Below are 16,455 nucleotides of genomic sequence, written 5' to 3'. Positions count from 1 at the left end.
CGAGCACGACGCCGCGCAGGCGAAACCGCCCGGGCATCCGGGGTTGGACGGGCCGCTGGAGGACGCGCTGGTGAGCACGCGCAGGTTCTTCACGCGCGCGCGGGTGTCGCCGGATCTGCGGACGTTGACGAAGAAGGGCGGGCGCGAGGCGGACGCGTTCTACCGTGATCGCTGGTCGCACGACAAGGTGGTGCGGTCGACGCACGGGGTGAATTGCACGGGTTCGTGTTCGTGGAAGGTGTACGTCAAGGACGGCATCATCACCTGGGAGGCGCAGCAGACCGACTATCCGTCGGTGGGCGCGGACCGTCCGGAGTACGAACCGCGCGGCTGCCCGAGGGGCGCGTCGTTCTCCTGGTACACCTACTCGCCTACACGCGTCCGGTATCCGTATGTACGCGGTGTGCTGCTGGAGCTGTTCCGGGAGGCGCGGGCGCGGACGGGCGATCCCGTGGCGGCGTGGCGGGACGTGGTGTCCGACCCGGAGAAGGCCCGCGCGTACAAGGAAGCGCGGGGCCGCGGCGGGCTGGTCCGGGCGACGTGGGACGAGGCGACCGAGATGATCGCCGCCGCGCACGTCCACACGATCAAGGAGTTCGGGCCGGACCGGGTGGCGGGGTTCTCACCGATCCCGGCGATGTCGATGGTGTCGCACGCGTCGGGCGCCCGGTTCGTGTCGCTGATCGGCGGGACGATGCTGTCGTTCTACGACTGGTACGCCGATCTTCCGGTGGCGTCCCCGCAGGTCTTCGGGGATCAGACGGACGTGCCGGAGTCGGGGGACTGGTGGGACGCCGGGTACCTGATCATGTGGGGCTCCAACCTGCCGGTCACGCGGACCCCGGACGCGCACTGGATGACCGAGGCGCGCTACCGGGGCCAGAAGGTCGTGGCGGTGTCCCCGGACTATGCCGACAACGTCAAGTTCGCCGATGAATGGCTGGCCGCCCAGCCGGGGACGGACGGCGCGCTCGCGATGGCGATGGGGCACGTCGTGCTCAAGGAGTTCTTCGTCGACCGTCAGGTCCCGTACTTCGCCGACTACGTGAAACGCTACAGCGACCTGCCGTTCCTGGTGCGGCTGGAGCGGCGCGGCGACGCCTTCGTGCCGGGCAGGTTCCTCACCGCCGCCGACCTCCCGGGCGCCGGGGCCGAGTCCGAGCATGCCGCGTTCAAGACCGTGATCCTGGACGCGGCGACCGGCCGCCCGCTGGTGCCGAACGGATCGCTGGGCTTCCGGTTCGGCGAGTCGGGCCAGGGCAAGTGGAACCTGGATCTCGGTGACGCCGACCCGCTGCTGTCCTGCGAAGGCGGCGAAGCGGTGGAGGTCGAGCTGGCCCGTTTCGATGCTGCCGGTGGCACGCCCGGGACGGTGCGCAGGGGAGTACCGGCGCGAGACGTCGGAGGCCATCTGGTCACCACTGTGTACGACCTGCTGCTGGCCCAGTACGGCGTCGGACGGGACGGCCTGCCGGGCTCATGGCCGTCCGGCTACGACGACGCGTCCCAGCCGTGCACCCCGGCGTGGCAGGAGGGCATCACGGGCGTCCCGGCGCAGGCCGCCGAGCGCATCGGGCGGGAGTTCGCCGCGAACGCCGAGGAGTCCCGCGGCCGCTCGATGATCATCATGGGGGCGGGGACGAACCACTGGTTCCACTCCGACACGATCTACCGGGCGTTCCTGGCGCTGACGACGCTGACCGGATGCCAGGGCGTGAACGGCGGCGGCTGGGCGCACTACGTCGGGCAGGAGAAGTGCCGTCCGGTGACCGGGTGGGCGCAGCTCGCGGGCGCGCTGGACTGGTCGCGTCCGCCCCGGCAGATGATCGGGACCGCGTTCTTCTACCTGCACACCGACCAGTTCCGCTACGACCATTTCAGCGCCGGCACCCTCTCGGCGGCGACGGGCGGAGGGCAACTCGCAGGGCGTTCGACGGCCGACGTCATCGCCCAGGCGGCGCGGCTGGGCTGGATGCCGTCCTATCCGACGTTCGACCGCAACCCCCTCGACCTGGCCGACGAGGCGGAGGCCGCCGGGAAGCAGGCCGGCGACCACGTCGTGGACGAGCTGAAGGCCGACCGCCTCAAGTTCGCCTGCCAGGACCCCGACGCGCCCGAGAACTTCCCGCGCGTGCTGACGGTCTGGCGGTCGAACCTGCTGGGCTCGTCCGCCAAAGGGGACGAGTACTTCCTCAAGCATCTGCTCGGCGCGGGCGACGCCGTCCGCGCGACCGAGGCGGCCCCGGACGTCCGGCCGAGGGAGGTCGTCTGGCGGGACGAGGCGCCGGCCGGAAAGCTCGACCTGCTGCTGTCGCTGGACTTCCGGATGACCAGCACCACGATCTACTCCGACATCGTCCTCCCGGCCGCGACCTGGTATGAGAAGCACGACCTCAACACGACCGACATGCACCCGTTCGTGCATTCGTTCAACCCGGCGATCGCGCCGCCGTGGCAGACCCGCAGCGACTGGCGGGCGTTCCAGGACATCGCCACCGCGTTCAGCCGTCTCGCCGTGCGGCATCTGGGCGTCCGCAAAGACGTGGTCGCCGTGCCGCTGCTGCACGACACGCCGGACGAGATGGCCACCCCGCACGGCCGCGTGGCCGATTGGGCGAAGGGGGAGTGCGAGCCGGTCCCGGGCGTGACGATGCCGAAACTCGTCACCGTCGAACGCGACTACCCCGCGGTCGCGGCGAAGATGACGGCCCTCGGCCCGCTCGCCGAACGGCTCGGCGCCACGACCAAGGGCGTCACCTTCGACCTGGAACGGCAGGTCGAGTACCTCAAGAACACCAACGGCGTGGTGCGCGGCGGCCCGGCGGACGGACGCCCGTCCCTGCGCCGGGACGTGCAGGCCTGCGAGATGATCCTGGCCTTCTCCGGGACGACGAACGGGCACCTGGCCGTCCAGGGGTTCCGCACCCTGGAGCGGCGCACCGGCACGCGGCTCGCCGATCTGGCCGCCGAGCACGAGGGCACGCAGATCACGTTCGCGGACACGCAGGCCCGCCCCGTCCCGGTGCTCACCTCACCGGAATGGTCGGGGTCGGAAAGCGGCGGGCGCCGCTACTCGCCCTTCACCATCAACGTCGAACGCCTCAAGCCCTGGCACACCCTCACCGGACGCCAGCACTTCTACCTCGACCACGACTGGATGGCCGAGCTGGGCGAGCAGCTGCCGACGTTCCGGCCGCCGCTGAACATGACCGCGCTGTTCGGCGAACCCGAACTCGGCGAGACGGGCGAGCTCGGCCTGACCGTCCGGTACCTGACCCCGCACAACAAGTGGTCGATCCATTCCGAGTACCAGGACAACCTGTTCATGCTGTCGCTGGCGCGCGGCGGCCCGGCGATCTGGATGAGCGGCGCGGACGCGGCCAAGATCGGCGTGCGCGACAACGACTGGATCGAGGCGGTGAACCGCAACGGCGTCGTGGTCGCCCGCGCGATCGTGTCCCACCGCATGCCGGAGGGGACGGTGTACATGTACCACGCCCAGGACAAGCTGATCGACGTCCCGCGCGCCGAGACGTCCGGGCGGCGCGGCGGCATCCACAACTCCCTGACCCGGTTGCTGATCAAGCCGTCCCATCTCATCGGCGGGTACGCGCAGCTGTCGTTCGCGTTCAACTACCTCGGCCCGACCGGCAACCAGCGCGACGAGGTCACCGTGATCCGCCGCCGGTCGCAGGAGGTGACCTACTGATGCGGGTCATGGCGCAGATGGCGATGGTGATGAACCTCGACAAGTGCATCGGCTGCCACACCTGCTCAGTCACCTGCAAGCAGGCGTGGACCAACCGGTCAGGCGTCGAGTACGTGTGGTTCAACAACGTCGAGACCCGTCCCGGGCAGGGCTACCCCCGCCGCTACGAGGACCAGGAACGCTGGCGCGGCGGCTGGACGCTCAACAGGCGCGGGCGCCTCGCGCTCAAGGGCGGCGGCAGGCTCCGCAAGCTGCTGACCATCTTCGCCAACCCGAAACTGCCGGGCATCGCCGACTACTACGAGCCCTGGACCTACGACTACGAGACCCTCACCAACGCCCCGCTGCAGGAGCACACCCCGGTCGCCCGCCCCAAGTCGCTGCTGTCCGGCGACGACATGAAGATCTCCTGGTCGGCGAACTGGGACGACGACCTGGGCGGCTCGCTGGAGCACGGCGACCAGGACGTGGTGCTGGCGCGGATCTCCGACAAGGTCAAGCTGGAGTTCGACCAGACGTTCATGTTCTACCTGCCGCGGATCTGCGAGCACTGCCTCAACCCGTCCTGCGCGGCGTCGTGCCCGTCCGGCGCGATCTACAAGCGGACCGAGGACGGCATCGTGCTGGTCGACCGGGACCGCTGCAGGGGCTGGCGGATGTGCGTGTCCGGCTGCCCCTACAAGAAGATGTACTTCAACCACCGCACCGGCAAGGCGGAGAAGTGCACGTTCTGCTTCCCGCGCGTCGAGGTCGGCATCCCCACCGTCTGCTCCGAGACCTGCGTCGGACGGCTGCGCTACATCGGCCTGGTCCTCTACGACGCCGACAAGGTCCTGGAGGCCGCGTCCACCCCCGATGACACCGGCCTGTACGAGGCGCAGCGCGAGGTGTTCCTCGACCCGTCCGACCCGGAGGTGATCGCGGCCGCCGAACGCGAGGGCATCCCCGGCGACTGGATCGAGGCGGCACAGCGCTCCCCGGTGTACGCACTCATCAACACCTACAAGGTCGCGCTGCCGCTGCATCCCGAGTACCGGACGATGCCGATGGTCTGGTACATCCCGCCGCTGTCACCGGTGGTGGACGTCGTCCGCGACACCGGCCACGACGCCGAGAGCGCCGGGAACCTGTTCGCCGCGATCGACGCGCTGCGCATCCCCGTCGAGTACCTCGCCGAGTTGTTCACCGCGGGGGACACCGCGCCGGTCGACGCCGTCCTGCACCGCCTGGCCGCGATGCGCGCCTACATGCGCGACCTCAACCTCGGCCGCGACCCCGACGAGGCCGTCCCCGCCCGCGTCGGCATGACCGGCGAGGCGATGTACGACATGTACCGGCTGCTGGCCCTGGCCAAGTACGACGAGCGGTACGTCATCCCCACCGCGCACGCCGAACAGGCCCACGACCTCGAAGAACTCGCCACCGACTGCGCGCTGAACTATGAGGGCGGGCCCGGCATGGGCGGCTCCGGCAGCGGCGGCGGGTCGGGGCCGTTCGGGGAGACGTCCGGCGGCGCCAACCCGATAGCGGTGGAGAACTTCCACATGCTGCGCCAGCGGCAGACCGCCGACCACCCGGCCGACCCGGCCGACAAACGCCACCGTGTCAACCTCCTCAACTGGGACGGCAAGGGCGCCCCCGCCGGGCTCTTCCCGGCACGCACGAAGGACCAGCGGCCGGGCCCGGACGACACCTATCCGCCCGCCGACGCCGGCCACGCCGAAACGGAGCCCGAACCGTGAGGATCAGACCCGCGAGCAAACCGGGCTTCACCGACCGCCAACTGGCCACGGCGTGGCAGGCCGCGTCCCTGCTGCTCGGCTACCCCGACGAGGAACTGCTGGGACAGCGCCCGCTGCTGCGCCGCGCCGCCGACACCCTGCCCGCACCGGCGGGCACGCCCCTGACCCGCTTCCTCGACCACCTGGACGCGACACCGCCGTCCGAGCTGACGGCCGACTACGTCGCCACCTTCGACCACCGCAAACGCTGCTGCCTCTACCTCACCTATTACGCCTACGGCGACACCCGCAAGCGCGGAATGGCGCTGCTGCGATTCAAACAGGCCTACGCAGCGGCCGGGCTCGTCCTGGACGACGGCGAACTCCCCGACCATCTCGCCGTCGTCCTGGAATTCGCCGCCACCGGCGACCTCGCCCAAGGCCGCCGCCTCCTCCTCGAACACCGCGCCGGACTCGAACTCCTGCGCCTCGCCCTCACCGAAGCCGCCTCACCCTGGACGTCCGTCCTGGCCGCGGTCACCGCGACGCTCCCGCCGCTCACGGGCCGCACCGAACAGGCCATCGCCCGCCTCATCGCCGAAGGCCCGCCCGAAGAACAGGTCGGCCTCGCGCCCTACGGGCCGGGCGGCTCCGGGCCCGTCCTCTTGGGGATGCCGTCATGACCGGCGTCCTGCTGTGGGTCGCGCTGCCCTACGTCACGATCGCGGTGTTCGTCCTCGGGCACATCTGGCGGTACCGGTACGACAAGTTCGGCTGGACGACCCGCTCGTCCCAGCTCTACGAGAGCCGCCTGCTGCGTATCGGCAGCCCGCTGTTCCACTTCGGCATCCTCGTCGTGCTGCTGGGCCACATCGGCGGCATCCTCATCCCCGAGAGCTGGACGGAGGCCGCCGGCATCGGCGAGACCGCCTACCACGCCATCGCGCTGGCCCTCGGGACCGTCGCCGGGGTCTGCACCCTCGCCGGCCTGGCGATCCTCGTCTACCGGCGGCGGACCGTCGGCCCGGTCTTCTCCGTCACCACCCGCAACGACAAGCTCATGTACGCGGTGCTGACGCTGACGATCGTGCTCGGGCTGTCCGCGACCGTCGTCGCGAACCTGCTCGGAGGCGGCTACAACTACCGCGAGACGGTCTCCCCGTGGTTCCGGTCGATCTTCTACTTCCAGCCCGACCCGGACCTCATGACCGGTGTCCCGATCCTGTTCCAGCTCCACGCCCTCAGCGCGCTCGCGCTCTTCTGCATCTGGCCCTTCACGCGCCTCGTGCACATGCTCACCGCGCCGATCGGCTACCTGACCCGCCCCTACATCGTCTACCGCAGCCGCGACGAGCAGCTCGGCATGCACCGCACCCCGCGGGGCTGGGAACGGATCACCTGACGCGTCCGGCGCGTCCGACCGGATTCCCCGGGGGTGGTGCGGGACGCGGCGGATGCGGGCGATAACGTCCCACCCGTGCTTGCCGTCACCGCCGCCGACGTCCGGATCTTCCTGCACGTGCTCGCCGCGACGATCTGGGTCGGCGGGCAGATCACGCTCGGCGCGCTGGTCCCGGCGCTGCGCGGCTACGAGGGCGTCACCAAGGTCGCCGCGCGCCGCTTCAACACGATCGCCTGGCCCGCGTTCGCCGTCCTCGTGCTCACCGGCGTCTGGAACCTCACCGAGGGCGACCTTGGCGACGCCGCGCAGCGGACCCTTGAGGTGAAGCTGGTGTTCGTGCTGCTGTCCGGGGTCGCCGCTTTCCTGCACACCCGCGCCACGTCCAAGGCCGGCCTCGCCGCCTGGGGCGCGCTCGGCGCGGCCGGCGCGCTCGCCGCACTGTTCTTCGGCGTCCAGCTCGGCTGACCGGGGACACGGAACGATCGTCTAGGTTTGCCCCATGAGCGACTCTGTGGCGGTGGGGCTGGTCGGGGCCGGGCCCTGGGCCGGGATGGTGCACGCGCCCGTGCTGGCGGCGGGGCCGTCCACCCGGCTGGCGGGCGTGTGGGCGCGGCGGCCGGACGCGTCCGCCGCGCTGGCCGGCGAGCACGGCGCGCCCTCGTTCGCCCGGATCGAGGAGCTGTTCGACGCGTGCGAGGCCGTCGCGTTCTGCGTCCCCCCGGACGTGCAGGCCGACCTCGCCGCGCGCGCCGCCCGCGCGGGCAAGGCCGTCCTGCTGGAGAAGCCCCTCGCCATGGACCTGGACGGCGCCCGCCGCCTGGCCGGCGCCGTCGCCGAGGCGGGCGTCGTCTCGCAGATGGTGTTCAGCCTCCGCTATTCGCGCGCCGCCCGCGCCTTCGTCGACCGGGCACGGGAGCTGGAGCCGTTCGGCGGCTTCGGCACGTTCATCGCGTCGGCGCTGAAGGGCGGTCCTTTCGCCACCCCTTGGAGGCTGGAGAAGGGGCCGCTGCTCGACTACGGCCCCCACATCATCGACCTCCTGGACGCCTCGCTCGGGCGGGTCACCGCCGTCCATGCGCACGGTGACCGGCTGGCCTGGGTGGCGCTGACGCTGGAGCACGAGGGCGGCGCGACCAGCCAGGCGGCCCTGTCGATGGCGCGGGCGGACGACCCCGCGCCGCCCCGCGTAGAGGTCTACGGGCGGAAGGGGACCGCGCAGATCGACTGGAGCGAACTGGACGACGACGCGTTCCCGGTGATGGCCGCCGAGTTCGCCGCCGCCGTGCGCGGCGGGCCCCGGCCCCCGCTCGACGCCGCGCACGGCCTGCGCGTCCAGGAGATCCTCGCCGCGGCCGAGGCCCAGCTCGGCGGCTGAGGCGCGGCTCACTGGCTGAGGCACGGGCTGAGGCGCGGCTCACAGGCCGGCGCCCGCCGGGATGCCATGCTTGACCTCATGGCTCGAACCATCGATGAGGTCCTCGCCGGCGCGCGCGAACGGCTCGAACGCCTCGACCCGGCCCAGGCCCACGCGGAGACGCTGGACGGCGCGGTGCTGGTCGACATCCGTCCCGCCGCCCAGCGGGCGGACGAGGGCGAGGTGCCCGGCGCGCTGATCGTGGAACGCAACGTCCTCGAATGGCGGTTCGACCCCGCGTCCGAGGCCCGGCTGCCCCAGGCGACCGGGCACGGGCTGCGCGTCATCGTGCTGTGCTCGGAGGGCTACACCTCCAGCCTGGCCGCCGCGTCCCTCCACGACCTCGGGCTGACCCGCGCCACCGACGTCGTGGGCGGCTTCCGCGCGTGGCGCGCCGCGGGCCTGCCGACGACCGGCGGCACCACCGGTGCGCCCACGACCGGTGCCGCCACGGCGACCTGACGGGGCCTAGGCGCGCGGGAGCGGCCGGGTCCCGGGGCCGGTGCAAGGGAGTGGATCATCCACCTCGGGACCTGGCCGTCCCACTGTCCTCGCGGTGCTGGGTCGCCGTGTCGGAACGACCGGGGGCGTACGGCCGGAATCCTCCTGGACGAACGCGAGGAATTCAGAGCCTAACTCCGGCCGTCAGCGCTGCGTAATGACACGGTGCTTACAGTTGTTTCCCACTGGTGTATAGGGCGCGCCGTGGCAAAATCACCCGCCGGGAATCGACTCCGATGACCGCGGCTACCGGAGCCCGGACCACAATGGGACACATGAGAGCGGTGGCCGTCTCCGACACACACGCGCCCCGGCGCTGGAAGTCGTGCCCGCCGCGGGTGGCCGAGCACCTGCGCGGCGCCGACGTGATCCTGCACGCGGGCGACGTGTGCACGGCGTCCGTCCTGGACGAGCTCGCGGAGTACGCGCCCGTCCACGCCGTCCTCGGCAACAACGACGGGCCGGACGTCGCCGCGTGGGGCGCGCCCGAGCGCCTCGAACTCGACCTGGACGGCCTCGCGGTCGCGATGGTCCACGACAGCGGCCAGGCCCGCGGCAGGACCGCCCGGATGCGCCGCTGGTTCCCCGGCGCCGACCTCGTCGTCTTCGGGCACTCGCACATCCCGCTGGACGAGACCGGCGACGGCGTCCGCATCTTCAACCCCGGATCGCCCACCGACCGCCGCCGCCAGCCCCACGGCACCATCGGCCTCCTCGACATCCACGCGGGCCGTCTCATCAGCGCGAAGATCGTCCCCGTCACCTGACGGCGGCCACCGCCGCCCGGCGTGCCTAGTCTCCGCGCGTTGCAGGGGGCTGGGGAGGCGTCGGGCTAGGCGGCGAGGAACGAGCCGAACGGCAGGTTGCGCACCAGCCAGAAGAGCATGATCGTCCCGAAGAGCGCCCAGATCAGCGCGGGATGGGACGCCTTCGTCCGGACCGGACGGTCCAGGGCGCGTGCTCGCGCCCACCGGAGCCAGAAGAACGCCATCAGGGGGATCGCCGCCACGGCGAGGACGTTCAGCCCGACGGCGTCGTCGATCCGGCCGTGGGCGAGGGCGTGGACGGTCCGCATCGAGCCGCAGCCCGGGCACTGCAGCCCGGTCACCGAGAGGAACGGGCAGGTCGGGTAGTGGCCGTCCTCGTTCGGGTCGACCGCGGCGACATAGGACACGGCCGCGACGGCGGCGGCCAGGACGGCGCCCGGCCGGAGCAGGCGGAGCGCCCCCGCGACCGCGGCGCGGTCGCGGGGCTCCCCCTGGTGTCCGGATGGCCGCCCGCCCGGCCCGGGCGGGGCGGCCCGGCGGCCGGGCGCCATCGATCAGCTGCCGCTCGACAGGGTGTAGATGAAGGACAGGACGCCGACGATCAGGCCCACGACCGCGGACACGATCGCCCACGTCTTGGCGTTGTTGGACGCCTTGTACGCGCCCGCCTGGTCTCCGGCCGCCCACTTGGAGTTGACCTGCGCGGCGAAGACGATCGACACGACCCCGGCGGGAAGGCAGCACAGGATCGTCGTCAGGATCGACCAGATCAGGTAGTTCGGGGGCGGGCTGCCGGCGCCGTACTGGGGGCCGGCGGGCGGCGGCGGTGGGTAGGACATCGGGGTACCTCCGTGCGTGGGCTGGTTGAGATCCAAGTAGGTAGATGGTCGCCGCGCACGTCAAGTTCCCTTCGAGCCGCAGGAATCCGTCCGGGCGGGCCGGGCCGGACATCGATTTGACGTGGCCGCCGGGAGAGCGTAGCTTGACCGGCCGCGTCCGATCACGTCGCCGTGGCAGGGAAATCCCCGGTTTTGACAATCGGGCCGGATCTGATGGTATGGCCGGTCGGCTGCATTCGGCGGGAATGGCCGCTGAAAGCATCGCGGCGGAAGCCTTCCGCGCATGATTTTTCTCACCCTTTTGCAAATCGCTGGAACGACGGGTCGCGCCGTTTTTCGGTCGGCCGTCGACGCATGTCGTGGGGCCGCGAAGTAGGCTGCAGGGGTTGCAGGGTCCACGAACCATCTTCGAGAACAGTGACGGACGTGATGAGCGCGGAAGACGACGCCCGCGGCGGTGAAGACCGTGAGCGGCGGGGCGATAACGGGGGGCGGAAACCGCCTTACCGTCGTGGGGGCGACGCCCGTGGCGGGCCCGGCGGCTCCGGCTCAGGCAAAGGCGGCGGTCCTCGGGGAGGCGCACCCCGCTCAGGCGGGCCACGCTCGGGCGCACCCCGCTCAGGCGGGCCCCGTGCCGGTGGACCGAAGGGCGGCGGCCCTAGGGCGGGCGCCCCGAAATCGGGTGGGCCGAAGGCGGGCGGCTTCCGTGCCGGCGGGCCGAAGGGCGATCGCGGACGTCCGGCCGCCGGCGGCTGGAAGGACCGGAAGGACCGGGAGGCGCGCGGCAATCGCGACGACCGCGCGCCCGGCCGTCCGTTCAAACGCTCCGACGACCGGCGCGGCGATTCGCGTGGAGGACGCTCCGACGACCGTCGTGAGAGCCGTCCCGGCGGTCCGCGCGGTGAACGGCGCGAAGGACGTCCTGCCGGGCCCCGAGGCCCTCGCACCGGCCAGGGCCAAGGACAGGGCCAGGGCCGGTGGACGGCCGGAGGCGGTCAGCGTGCGGGCGGCGGTCAGCGTCCCGGCGGCGGCCCGCGTCGCGAAGGGCGTCCGAGCGGGCCCAGGACGGGCGGCGGCCAGGGCGAGCGCCGGTACGAGGGACGCCCCCAGGGACGCCGCTTCCAAGACCGTGACGAGCGCGGAGGCCGGGACGAACGGCGTCCCGGCAGCGGCGGCGGCGGACGCCGGTTCGACGGCAAGCGCGACGGGCGTCCCGGAGACCGCGACCACCGCGGCGGCGGACGCCCCTCCGGCCCGCCCCGCGACCGGCGCGACGACCGGCGGACGCGCTCCGACGAGCGTGAACGTCCCGCGCCGAAGCACGACGACCCGCTCCTGCCGGACGACGTCACCGGCGAGGAACTGGACGCCGACGCCCGCACCGAGCTGCGCACCCTGCCGAAGGACCTGGCCACGAAGGTCGCCCGCCACCTGGTGATGGCCGGAAGGCTCGCCGAGGACGAGCCCGAGCGCGCCTACAAGCACGCGCGGGCCGCGCGGCGGCTCGCCTCGCGGGTCGGGGTCGTCCGGGAGGCGGCGGGCATCGCGGCCTACCACGCGGGCGAATGGGCGGAGGCGCTCGCGGAGCTGCGGGCCGCGCGGCGGCTGAGCACGGGCGACGACGCGTACCTGCCGCTGATGGCCGACTGCGAGCGCGGCCTCGGCCGTCCCGAACGCGCCCTGGACCTGATCAAGTCGCCGGAGGCGAAGAAGCTCGACCCGATGGGACGCATCGAGCTGCGCATCGTGGAGTCGGGCGTCCGCCGCGACCTCGGGCAGCACGACGCGGCCGTCGTGACGCTGCAGATCCCCGAACTCCGCGACCGCCGGCTCCGGCCGTGGTCCGTCCGGCTGTTCTACGCCTACGCGGACGCGCTGGCGGAGGCCGGACGCGAAGGCGAGGCGGCCGACTGGTTCGCGCGCGCCGCCGCGGCCGACCGGGACGGCGAGACCGACGCCGCCGAGCGCTACGCCGAACTCGACGGCCTTCACATCGTCGACACCGACGAGCCCGAATCCGCCGAGCCCGACGCCGAAGGAGCCGTAACCGAAGAGGCCGTTGCCGACGAGGCCGTGACCGAAGAGGCCGAGGACGTGTCGCCGGTCGACTTCGTGTTCAGGCCGCCCGAGCCCGAGACCGTCGAGACCCCGGACGAGGAGGCCCCGGAGGCGCCCGCGCTGTTCCTGGAGCCGAGACCGGACGGCGAGGAGCCCCCTCCGCGGCAGGAGTGACGCGCCGTCAGGCGTGCCTGTTCAGGGCGTGCATGATGCCCGCGACGTTGCTCTCGGCGCTGTTGAGCACCTCGTACTTGGCGGCCAGTTCCGGGTCGGCGTCGTCGGCCGTGATGGCGTAGCGGTCCTTCGTGCGGTCGACGACCATCGCGACCGCGTGGTCGAGGTCGAGGCCCCGGTCCCTGGCGTCCCGGACGGTGTCGACCCAGATCCGCAGCTCCTCCGCCGACCGCTCCAGCGTCCCGCCGACGTCCGTCACCGGCCCGTAGTGCGCGAACAGCAGCCGCTGCGGGCCCAGCGACTGGAACCGGCCGAGCGACTTCAGCGCGGTGTCGAGGTCGAAGTCCGGCGGCGGCGTCGCGGGCCGCACGTCCGCGGTCTCGGGGATGTAGATGCCGGCGGCGTCGCCGACGTACAGGTCGCCGGTCTGCGAGTCCATCAGGCCGACGTGGTGCTTGGCGTGGCCGGGGGAGTAGTGCGACTCCAGCCGCCGCCCGCCGCCGAGGTCGACGGCGCCGGTGTCCTCGACGGCCCGGATCCGCGCCGCGTCCGTCGGCTTCAGCTCGCCGAACAGCGTGTCGAGGCTGTCGCCGTACACCATCCGGGCGCTGCGCATGAGCCGCTCCGGGTCCACCAGGTGCCGGGCGCCCTTCTCGTGGACGACGACCTCCGCCCGCGGGTACATGCGCGCGATGTCCCCGACGCCGCCCGCGTGGTCGAGGTGGATGTGCGTCACCACGACGGACGCCAGATCGTCAGGCCCGACGCCCAATTCCCGAAGCGCCTGCCGCACGACGGGCGCGGAACCGGACGTGCCGGGCTCCACCAGGCACGGCCGGTCGGACAGGATCAGGTAGCCGGCGGTGATCCCGGTGTAGCCGGCCATCCTCGTGTCGATCTCGTAGACGTCCCCGCCGAGCGGCGTGATCGTGGTCGTGGTGTCCATCGTCCGATGATCGCCTCCGTCCGGCCCGGCGGGCCACCTGCCGGTCACGGTTCGAGGAGGCGCAGGACGAGGCCGGTGCGCGGCTTGGGGCCGAACGAGGTGGACTTGCGCGGCACCCGCTCGCCCTCGCCCGCGACGGCCAGGACGTCCTCGACCTTGAGCGGGTTCAGGATGACGGCAGTCCCGCCGGTGCGCCGCGCGCGGGCGATGGCGGCGGGCGCGTCGTGGTGCACGATGTCGATGGCGTCCTCGTTCTCCGGGACGTTCCACACGTTCCCGATGAGGAGATGGTCGAGAACGGCCGTGTCGAGCCCGCGCCAGCGCGGCGAGTGCTGGGACGGCATGGAGCGCCTCAGCGCGTCGGGGTCGGGCTCGGTGAGCAGGTGCACGCCGTCGCCGCCGCCGAGCAGGAACGCGGGACGCGGCGCCGCGGCCAGCGCCTCCAGAGCGGCGGTCTCGTCCTGGAAGCCGGTGACGCGGAAGACCTTGCGTGCGCGTTCCACGGCCCGGTCGGGACGGAGGCCCGGCAGGACGCGGTGGATCGCGTCCAGATTCGGCGGATAGCGCGTGGAGTCGACGAGCATGGCCAGGCCCGCGTCCCAGGGGCCGTGTCCGTCGCCCGCGGAGTGGCGGCGGGCCTGCAGGGCGCGGTAGGTGGCGTACCTGTGGTGGCCGTCGGCGATGAGCGCCCGCTTGCCGCGCAGATCGGCGGCGACGCGCTCGTGCTGGGCGGGGTCGTCGATGCGCCACAGCCGATGGGTGAGCCCGTCGTCCGCGACGAACTCCATCAGCGGCGTCCCGGCGGTCGCGCCGTCCACGATCCGCGCCGCGTCGCCGCCGCCCTCGTACACCAGGAAGATCGGCTCCAGGTTGGCGTTCGCGGCGGTCATCAGCGCGAGCCGGTCGCGGACGGGCCCCGGGAACACGTTCTCGTGCGGCAGGACGACCCCGTCCGACTCCGCGCGCAGCCCGAGCGCGCCGATCAGGCCGCGCTGCAGGACCGTCCCGCCGTCGGCCGCCTCGTAGACGTACAGGGCCGGGTCGGCGTCGATGGTGAGCGCGCCCTCGTCCAGCCACCGGCGCAGCCGCCGTCCCGCCGCGTCGTAGCTCTCCCCGGCCGTGTGCGGCAGGTTCAGCCGGACGATGTTGTGCCCGCCGCCCGCCAGCAGCCGCGTCGCCGCCGCCTGGTCGATCAGGTCGTACGGCGGCATGGTCACCGACGCCAGGTCGCCGGCGACCTCGGGGACGAAGCGGACGCCGCGGAACGGCGCCAGCTCCAGGCCGCCGCCCGTCCGCGGCCCGGACGTCCCGAAGACGCGGGCGCTGAACTCCTCCGGGGAGAGCCCGTCGAGGTCGAATCCGGAGGAGAGGTCGTCGTCCATCCTGGGCATGCTAATGGTCGGAGGGCGCCCGGAGGCTTGGCGGGTACGGTCGAATTCCGAGGGGAGGTCCACATGAATCATCAAGGGCGGGAAAGGCCGGAGGATTCCCCGCGGGACGACCTCGGCGAGCATGCCGACCCGCCCGCCGGCGGGGTCTACGAGTGGTACACGCGGGGGCTGGAACTGCTCCGGTCGGGCAGCGCGGGAGCGGCGCTGCAGCTGCTGACCAGGGCCGCGGACGCCGAGCCCCGCTCGCACAGCATCCGGGAGGCGCTCGCCCGCGCCCAGTTCGGGGTGCGGCAGTTCGACGCGGCGGCGGAGAGCTTCCGGGGGATCGTCGAGGAGGAGCCCGCCGAGGACTACGCCCGGTTCGGGCTCGGGCTGTCCCTCAGCCGGATCGGCGACTTCGAGGGCGCGGTGGAGCATCTCGCGCTCGCCGCCGCGATGCGCCCCGACAACCCCGATTACGCGAAGGCGCTCCGCCACGCCAGGGCCACCCTCAAATTCCGGCGCTGACCGGCGCGGAAAAGGAGCTTCATGAAAGGCAGCGACCGGCCCTTGTGCGAGGCCTACGACGTCGCCCTGCTCGACCTCGACGGCGTCGTCTACATCGGCCGCAGGGCCGTCCCGGCGGCGGCCGAGTCGCTCGCCAAGGCCCGCGCGGCGGGGCAGCGGCTGGCGTTCGTGACCAACAACGCCTCGCGGACCCCGTCCGCCGTCGCCGAACTCCTCACCCACGTCGGCGTCCCCGCGGCCGCGGAGGACGTGGTGACCTCGGCCCAGGCCGCCGCCCGCCTCCTCGCCGAGCGGCTGCCCGCCGGGTCCGAGGTGCTCGTGGTCGGCGGCATGGGCCTGCGGCACGCCCTCTACGCACACGGCCTGCGCCCCGTGTCGACCGCGGCCGGACGTCCCGCCGCCGTCGTCCAGGGCTTCCACCCGGACGTCGGGTACGGGCTGCTTTCCGAAGGCGCGCAGGCGGTCAGCAGGGGCGCGCTGTTCGTCGGCTCCAACGGCGACCTGACCATCCCCGGCGGCGACGGGCCCCCGCATCCCGGCAACGGCTCCCTGCTCCGCGTGATCAGCTCCGCGACCGGCGTCGAGCCGATCGTCACCGGCAAGCCCGAGCGCCCGCTGCACCAGGAGTCGGTCCTGCGCACCGGCGCCCGCCGCCCGCTCGTGGTCGGCGACCGCCTCGACACCGACATCGAGGGCGCCCGCAACGGCGGCGCCGACAGCCTCCTCGTGCTCACCGGCGTCACCGACCCGGTGCAGGCCCTCACCGCCCCGCCGAACCGGCGCCCCACGTACCTGGCCCCCGACCTGACGGGCCTGCTCGTCCCGCACCCGGAGATCGCCCGTGACGGAGGCGGCCACCACTGCCGCACCTGGACGGCTCGCCGCGACGGCGAAGCGTTCACGATCGACGGCTCAGGCGACCCCTACGACGGCCTCCGCGCCCTCGCCTCCGCCGCCTGGGAAACCGAAACGCCCCCACCCGCCGAGGCCCTCACAGACGCCTTGGAGCGTCTGAGCGTGTGACGA

The 16,455-nt window shown here is 72.6% G+C and carries 16 protein-coding genes; 11 read left to right on the top strand and 5 right to left on the bottom strand.

From position 1 onward, the window contains the following. The first annotated feature begins 70 nt into the window (after window positions 1-70). The 8 genes from E1287_RS00565 to E1287_RS00530 all read left to right on the top strand — a co-directional run bounded on the left by E1287_RS00565 (window position 71) and on the right by E1287_RS00530 (window position 9,514). Window positions 71-3,709 (top strand): nitrate reductase subunit alpha, encoded by a 3,639-nt coding sequence (locus E1287_RS00565; protein ID WP_243718471.1) that lies wholly within the window; start codon window positions 71-73, stop codon window positions 3,707-3,709. Then, complete coding sequence (gene narH / locus E1287_RS00560; protein WP_131962363.1) at window positions 3,709-5,451, top strand: nitrate reductase subunit beta; 1,743 nt, start codon at window positions 3,709-3,711, stop codon at window positions 5,449-5,451. The genes E1287_RS00565 and narH overlap by 1 nt, the downstream gene beginning before the upstream one ends. Next, entirely contained in the window at window positions 5,448-6,113 is a 666-nt protein-coding gene (gene narJ / locus E1287_RS00555) for a nitrate reductase molybdenum cofactor assembly chaperone (RefSeq protein WP_347813941.1), read from the top strand. The genes narH and narJ overlap by 4 nt, the downstream gene beginning before the upstream one ends. Beyond that, window positions 6,110-6,832, top strand: coding sequence for a respiratory nitrate reductase subunit gamma (gene narI / locus E1287_RS00550; RefSeq protein WP_131962361.1), 723 nt, complete (start codon window positions 6,110-6,112; stop codon window positions 6,830-6,832). Before narJ ends, narI begins: the two co-directional genes overlap by 4 nt. A 75-nt stretch (window positions 6,833-6,907) precedes the next feature. Further along, the gene (locus E1287_RS00545; RefSeq protein ID WP_131962359.1) at window positions 6,908-7,297 is read left to right on the top strand and encodes a hypothetical protein; all 390 of its coding nucleotides are present in this window, start codon (window positions 6,908-6,910) and stop codon (window positions 7,295-7,297) included. Between the two features lie 34 nt (window positions 7,298-7,331). Beyond that, window positions 7,332-8,207: a Gfo/Idh/MocA family oxidoreductase gene (locus tag E1287_RS00540; RefSeq protein ID WP_131962357.1), complete on the top strand. Its 876-nt coding sequence runs from the start codon at window positions 7,332-7,334 to the stop codon at window positions 8,205-8,207. 78 nt (window positions 8,208-8,285) lie between these two features. Continuing rightward, the gene (locus E1287_RS00535) at window positions 8,286-8,708 is read left to right on the top strand and encodes a rhodanese-like domain-containing protein (protein ID WP_243718433.1); all 423 of its coding nucleotides are present in this window, start codon (window positions 8,286-8,288) and stop codon (window positions 8,706-8,708) included. Window positions 8,709-9,022: 314 nt separating this feature from the next. Continuing rightward, complete coding sequence (locus E1287_RS00530) at window positions 9,023-9,514, top strand: metallophosphoesterase family protein (protein WP_131962353.1); 492 nt, start codon at window positions 9,023-9,025, stop codon at window positions 9,512-9,514. A 65-nt stretch (window positions 9,515-9,579) separates the two neighbouring features. Here E1287_RS00530 and E1287_RS00525 read toward each other — a convergent pair whose 3' ends face one another. The 3 genes from E1287_RS00525 to E1287_RS43435 form a co-directional block, all read right to left on the bottom strand. Continuing rightward, window positions 9,580-10,065, bottom strand: a complete 486-nt coding sequence (locus tag E1287_RS00525; protein WP_243718432.1) for a DUF2752 domain-containing protein — start codon at window positions 10,063-10,065, stop codon at window positions 9,580-9,582. A 3-nt stretch (window positions 10,066-10,068) separates the two neighbouring features. Beyond that, complete coding sequence (locus tag E1287_RS00520; protein ID WP_131962351.1) at window positions 10,069-10,353, bottom strand: CD225/dispanin family protein; 285 nt, start codon at window positions 10,351-10,353, stop codon at window positions 10,069-10,071. Window positions 10,354-10,971: 618 nt separating this feature from the next. After that, a complete protein-coding gene (locus tag E1287_RS43435) occupies window positions 10,972-11,784 on the bottom strand; it encodes a hypothetical protein (RefSeq protein ID WP_165968826.1) in 813 nt (270 codons plus the stop codon). A 6-nt stretch (window positions 11,785-11,790) separates the two neighbouring features. Here E1287_RS43435 and E1287_RS00515 point away from each other — a divergent pair, with 6 nt between their 5' ends. Continuing rightward, window positions 11,791-12,585, top strand: a complete 795-nt coding sequence (locus E1287_RS00515; protein ID WP_243718469.1) for a hypothetical protein — start codon at window positions 11,791-11,793, stop codon at window positions 12,583-12,585. Between the two features lie 7 nt (window positions 12,586-12,592). On the opposite strand, the gene E1287_RS00510 is transcribed toward E1287_RS00515, so the two are convergent. Then, complete coding sequence (locus E1287_RS00510) at window positions 12,593-13,531, bottom strand: MBL fold metallo-hydrolase (RefSeq protein WP_131962349.1); 939 nt, start codon at window positions 13,529-13,531, stop codon at window positions 12,593-12,595. A 44-nt stretch (window positions 13,532-13,575) separates the two neighbouring features. Further along, complete coding sequence (locus tag E1287_RS00505; protein WP_347813940.1) at window positions 13,576-14,913, bottom strand: DUF1015 domain-containing protein; 1,338 nt, start codon at window positions 14,911-14,913, stop codon at window positions 13,576-13,578. Between the two features lie 72 nt (window positions 14,914-14,985). On the opposite strand from E1287_RS00505, the gene E1287_RS00500 reads away from it, so the two are divergent. Both E1287_RS00500 and E1287_RS00495 read left to right on the top strand, forming a co-directional pair. Next, window positions 14,986-15,429 (top strand): tetratricopeptide repeat protein, encoded by a 444-nt coding sequence (locus E1287_RS00500; RefSeq protein WP_131962345.1) that lies wholly within the window; start codon window positions 14,986-14,988, stop codon window positions 15,427-15,429. 21 nt (window positions 15,430-15,450) lie between these two features. Further along, window positions 15,451-16,452 (top strand): HAD-IIA family hydrolase, encoded by a 1,002-nt coding sequence (locus tag E1287_RS00495; protein ID WP_131962343.1) that lies wholly within the window; start codon window positions 15,451-15,453, stop codon window positions 16,450-16,452. Window positions 16,453-16,455 lie beyond the last annotated feature (3 nt).

The organism is Actinomadura sp. KC06 (assembly GCF_004348735.1).
Taxonomy (GTDB): domain Bacteria; phylum Actinomycetota; class Actinomycetes; order Streptosporangiales; family Streptosporangiaceae; genus Spirillospora.
This window is presented reverse-complemented; position numbering and strand designations above follow the sequence as displayed.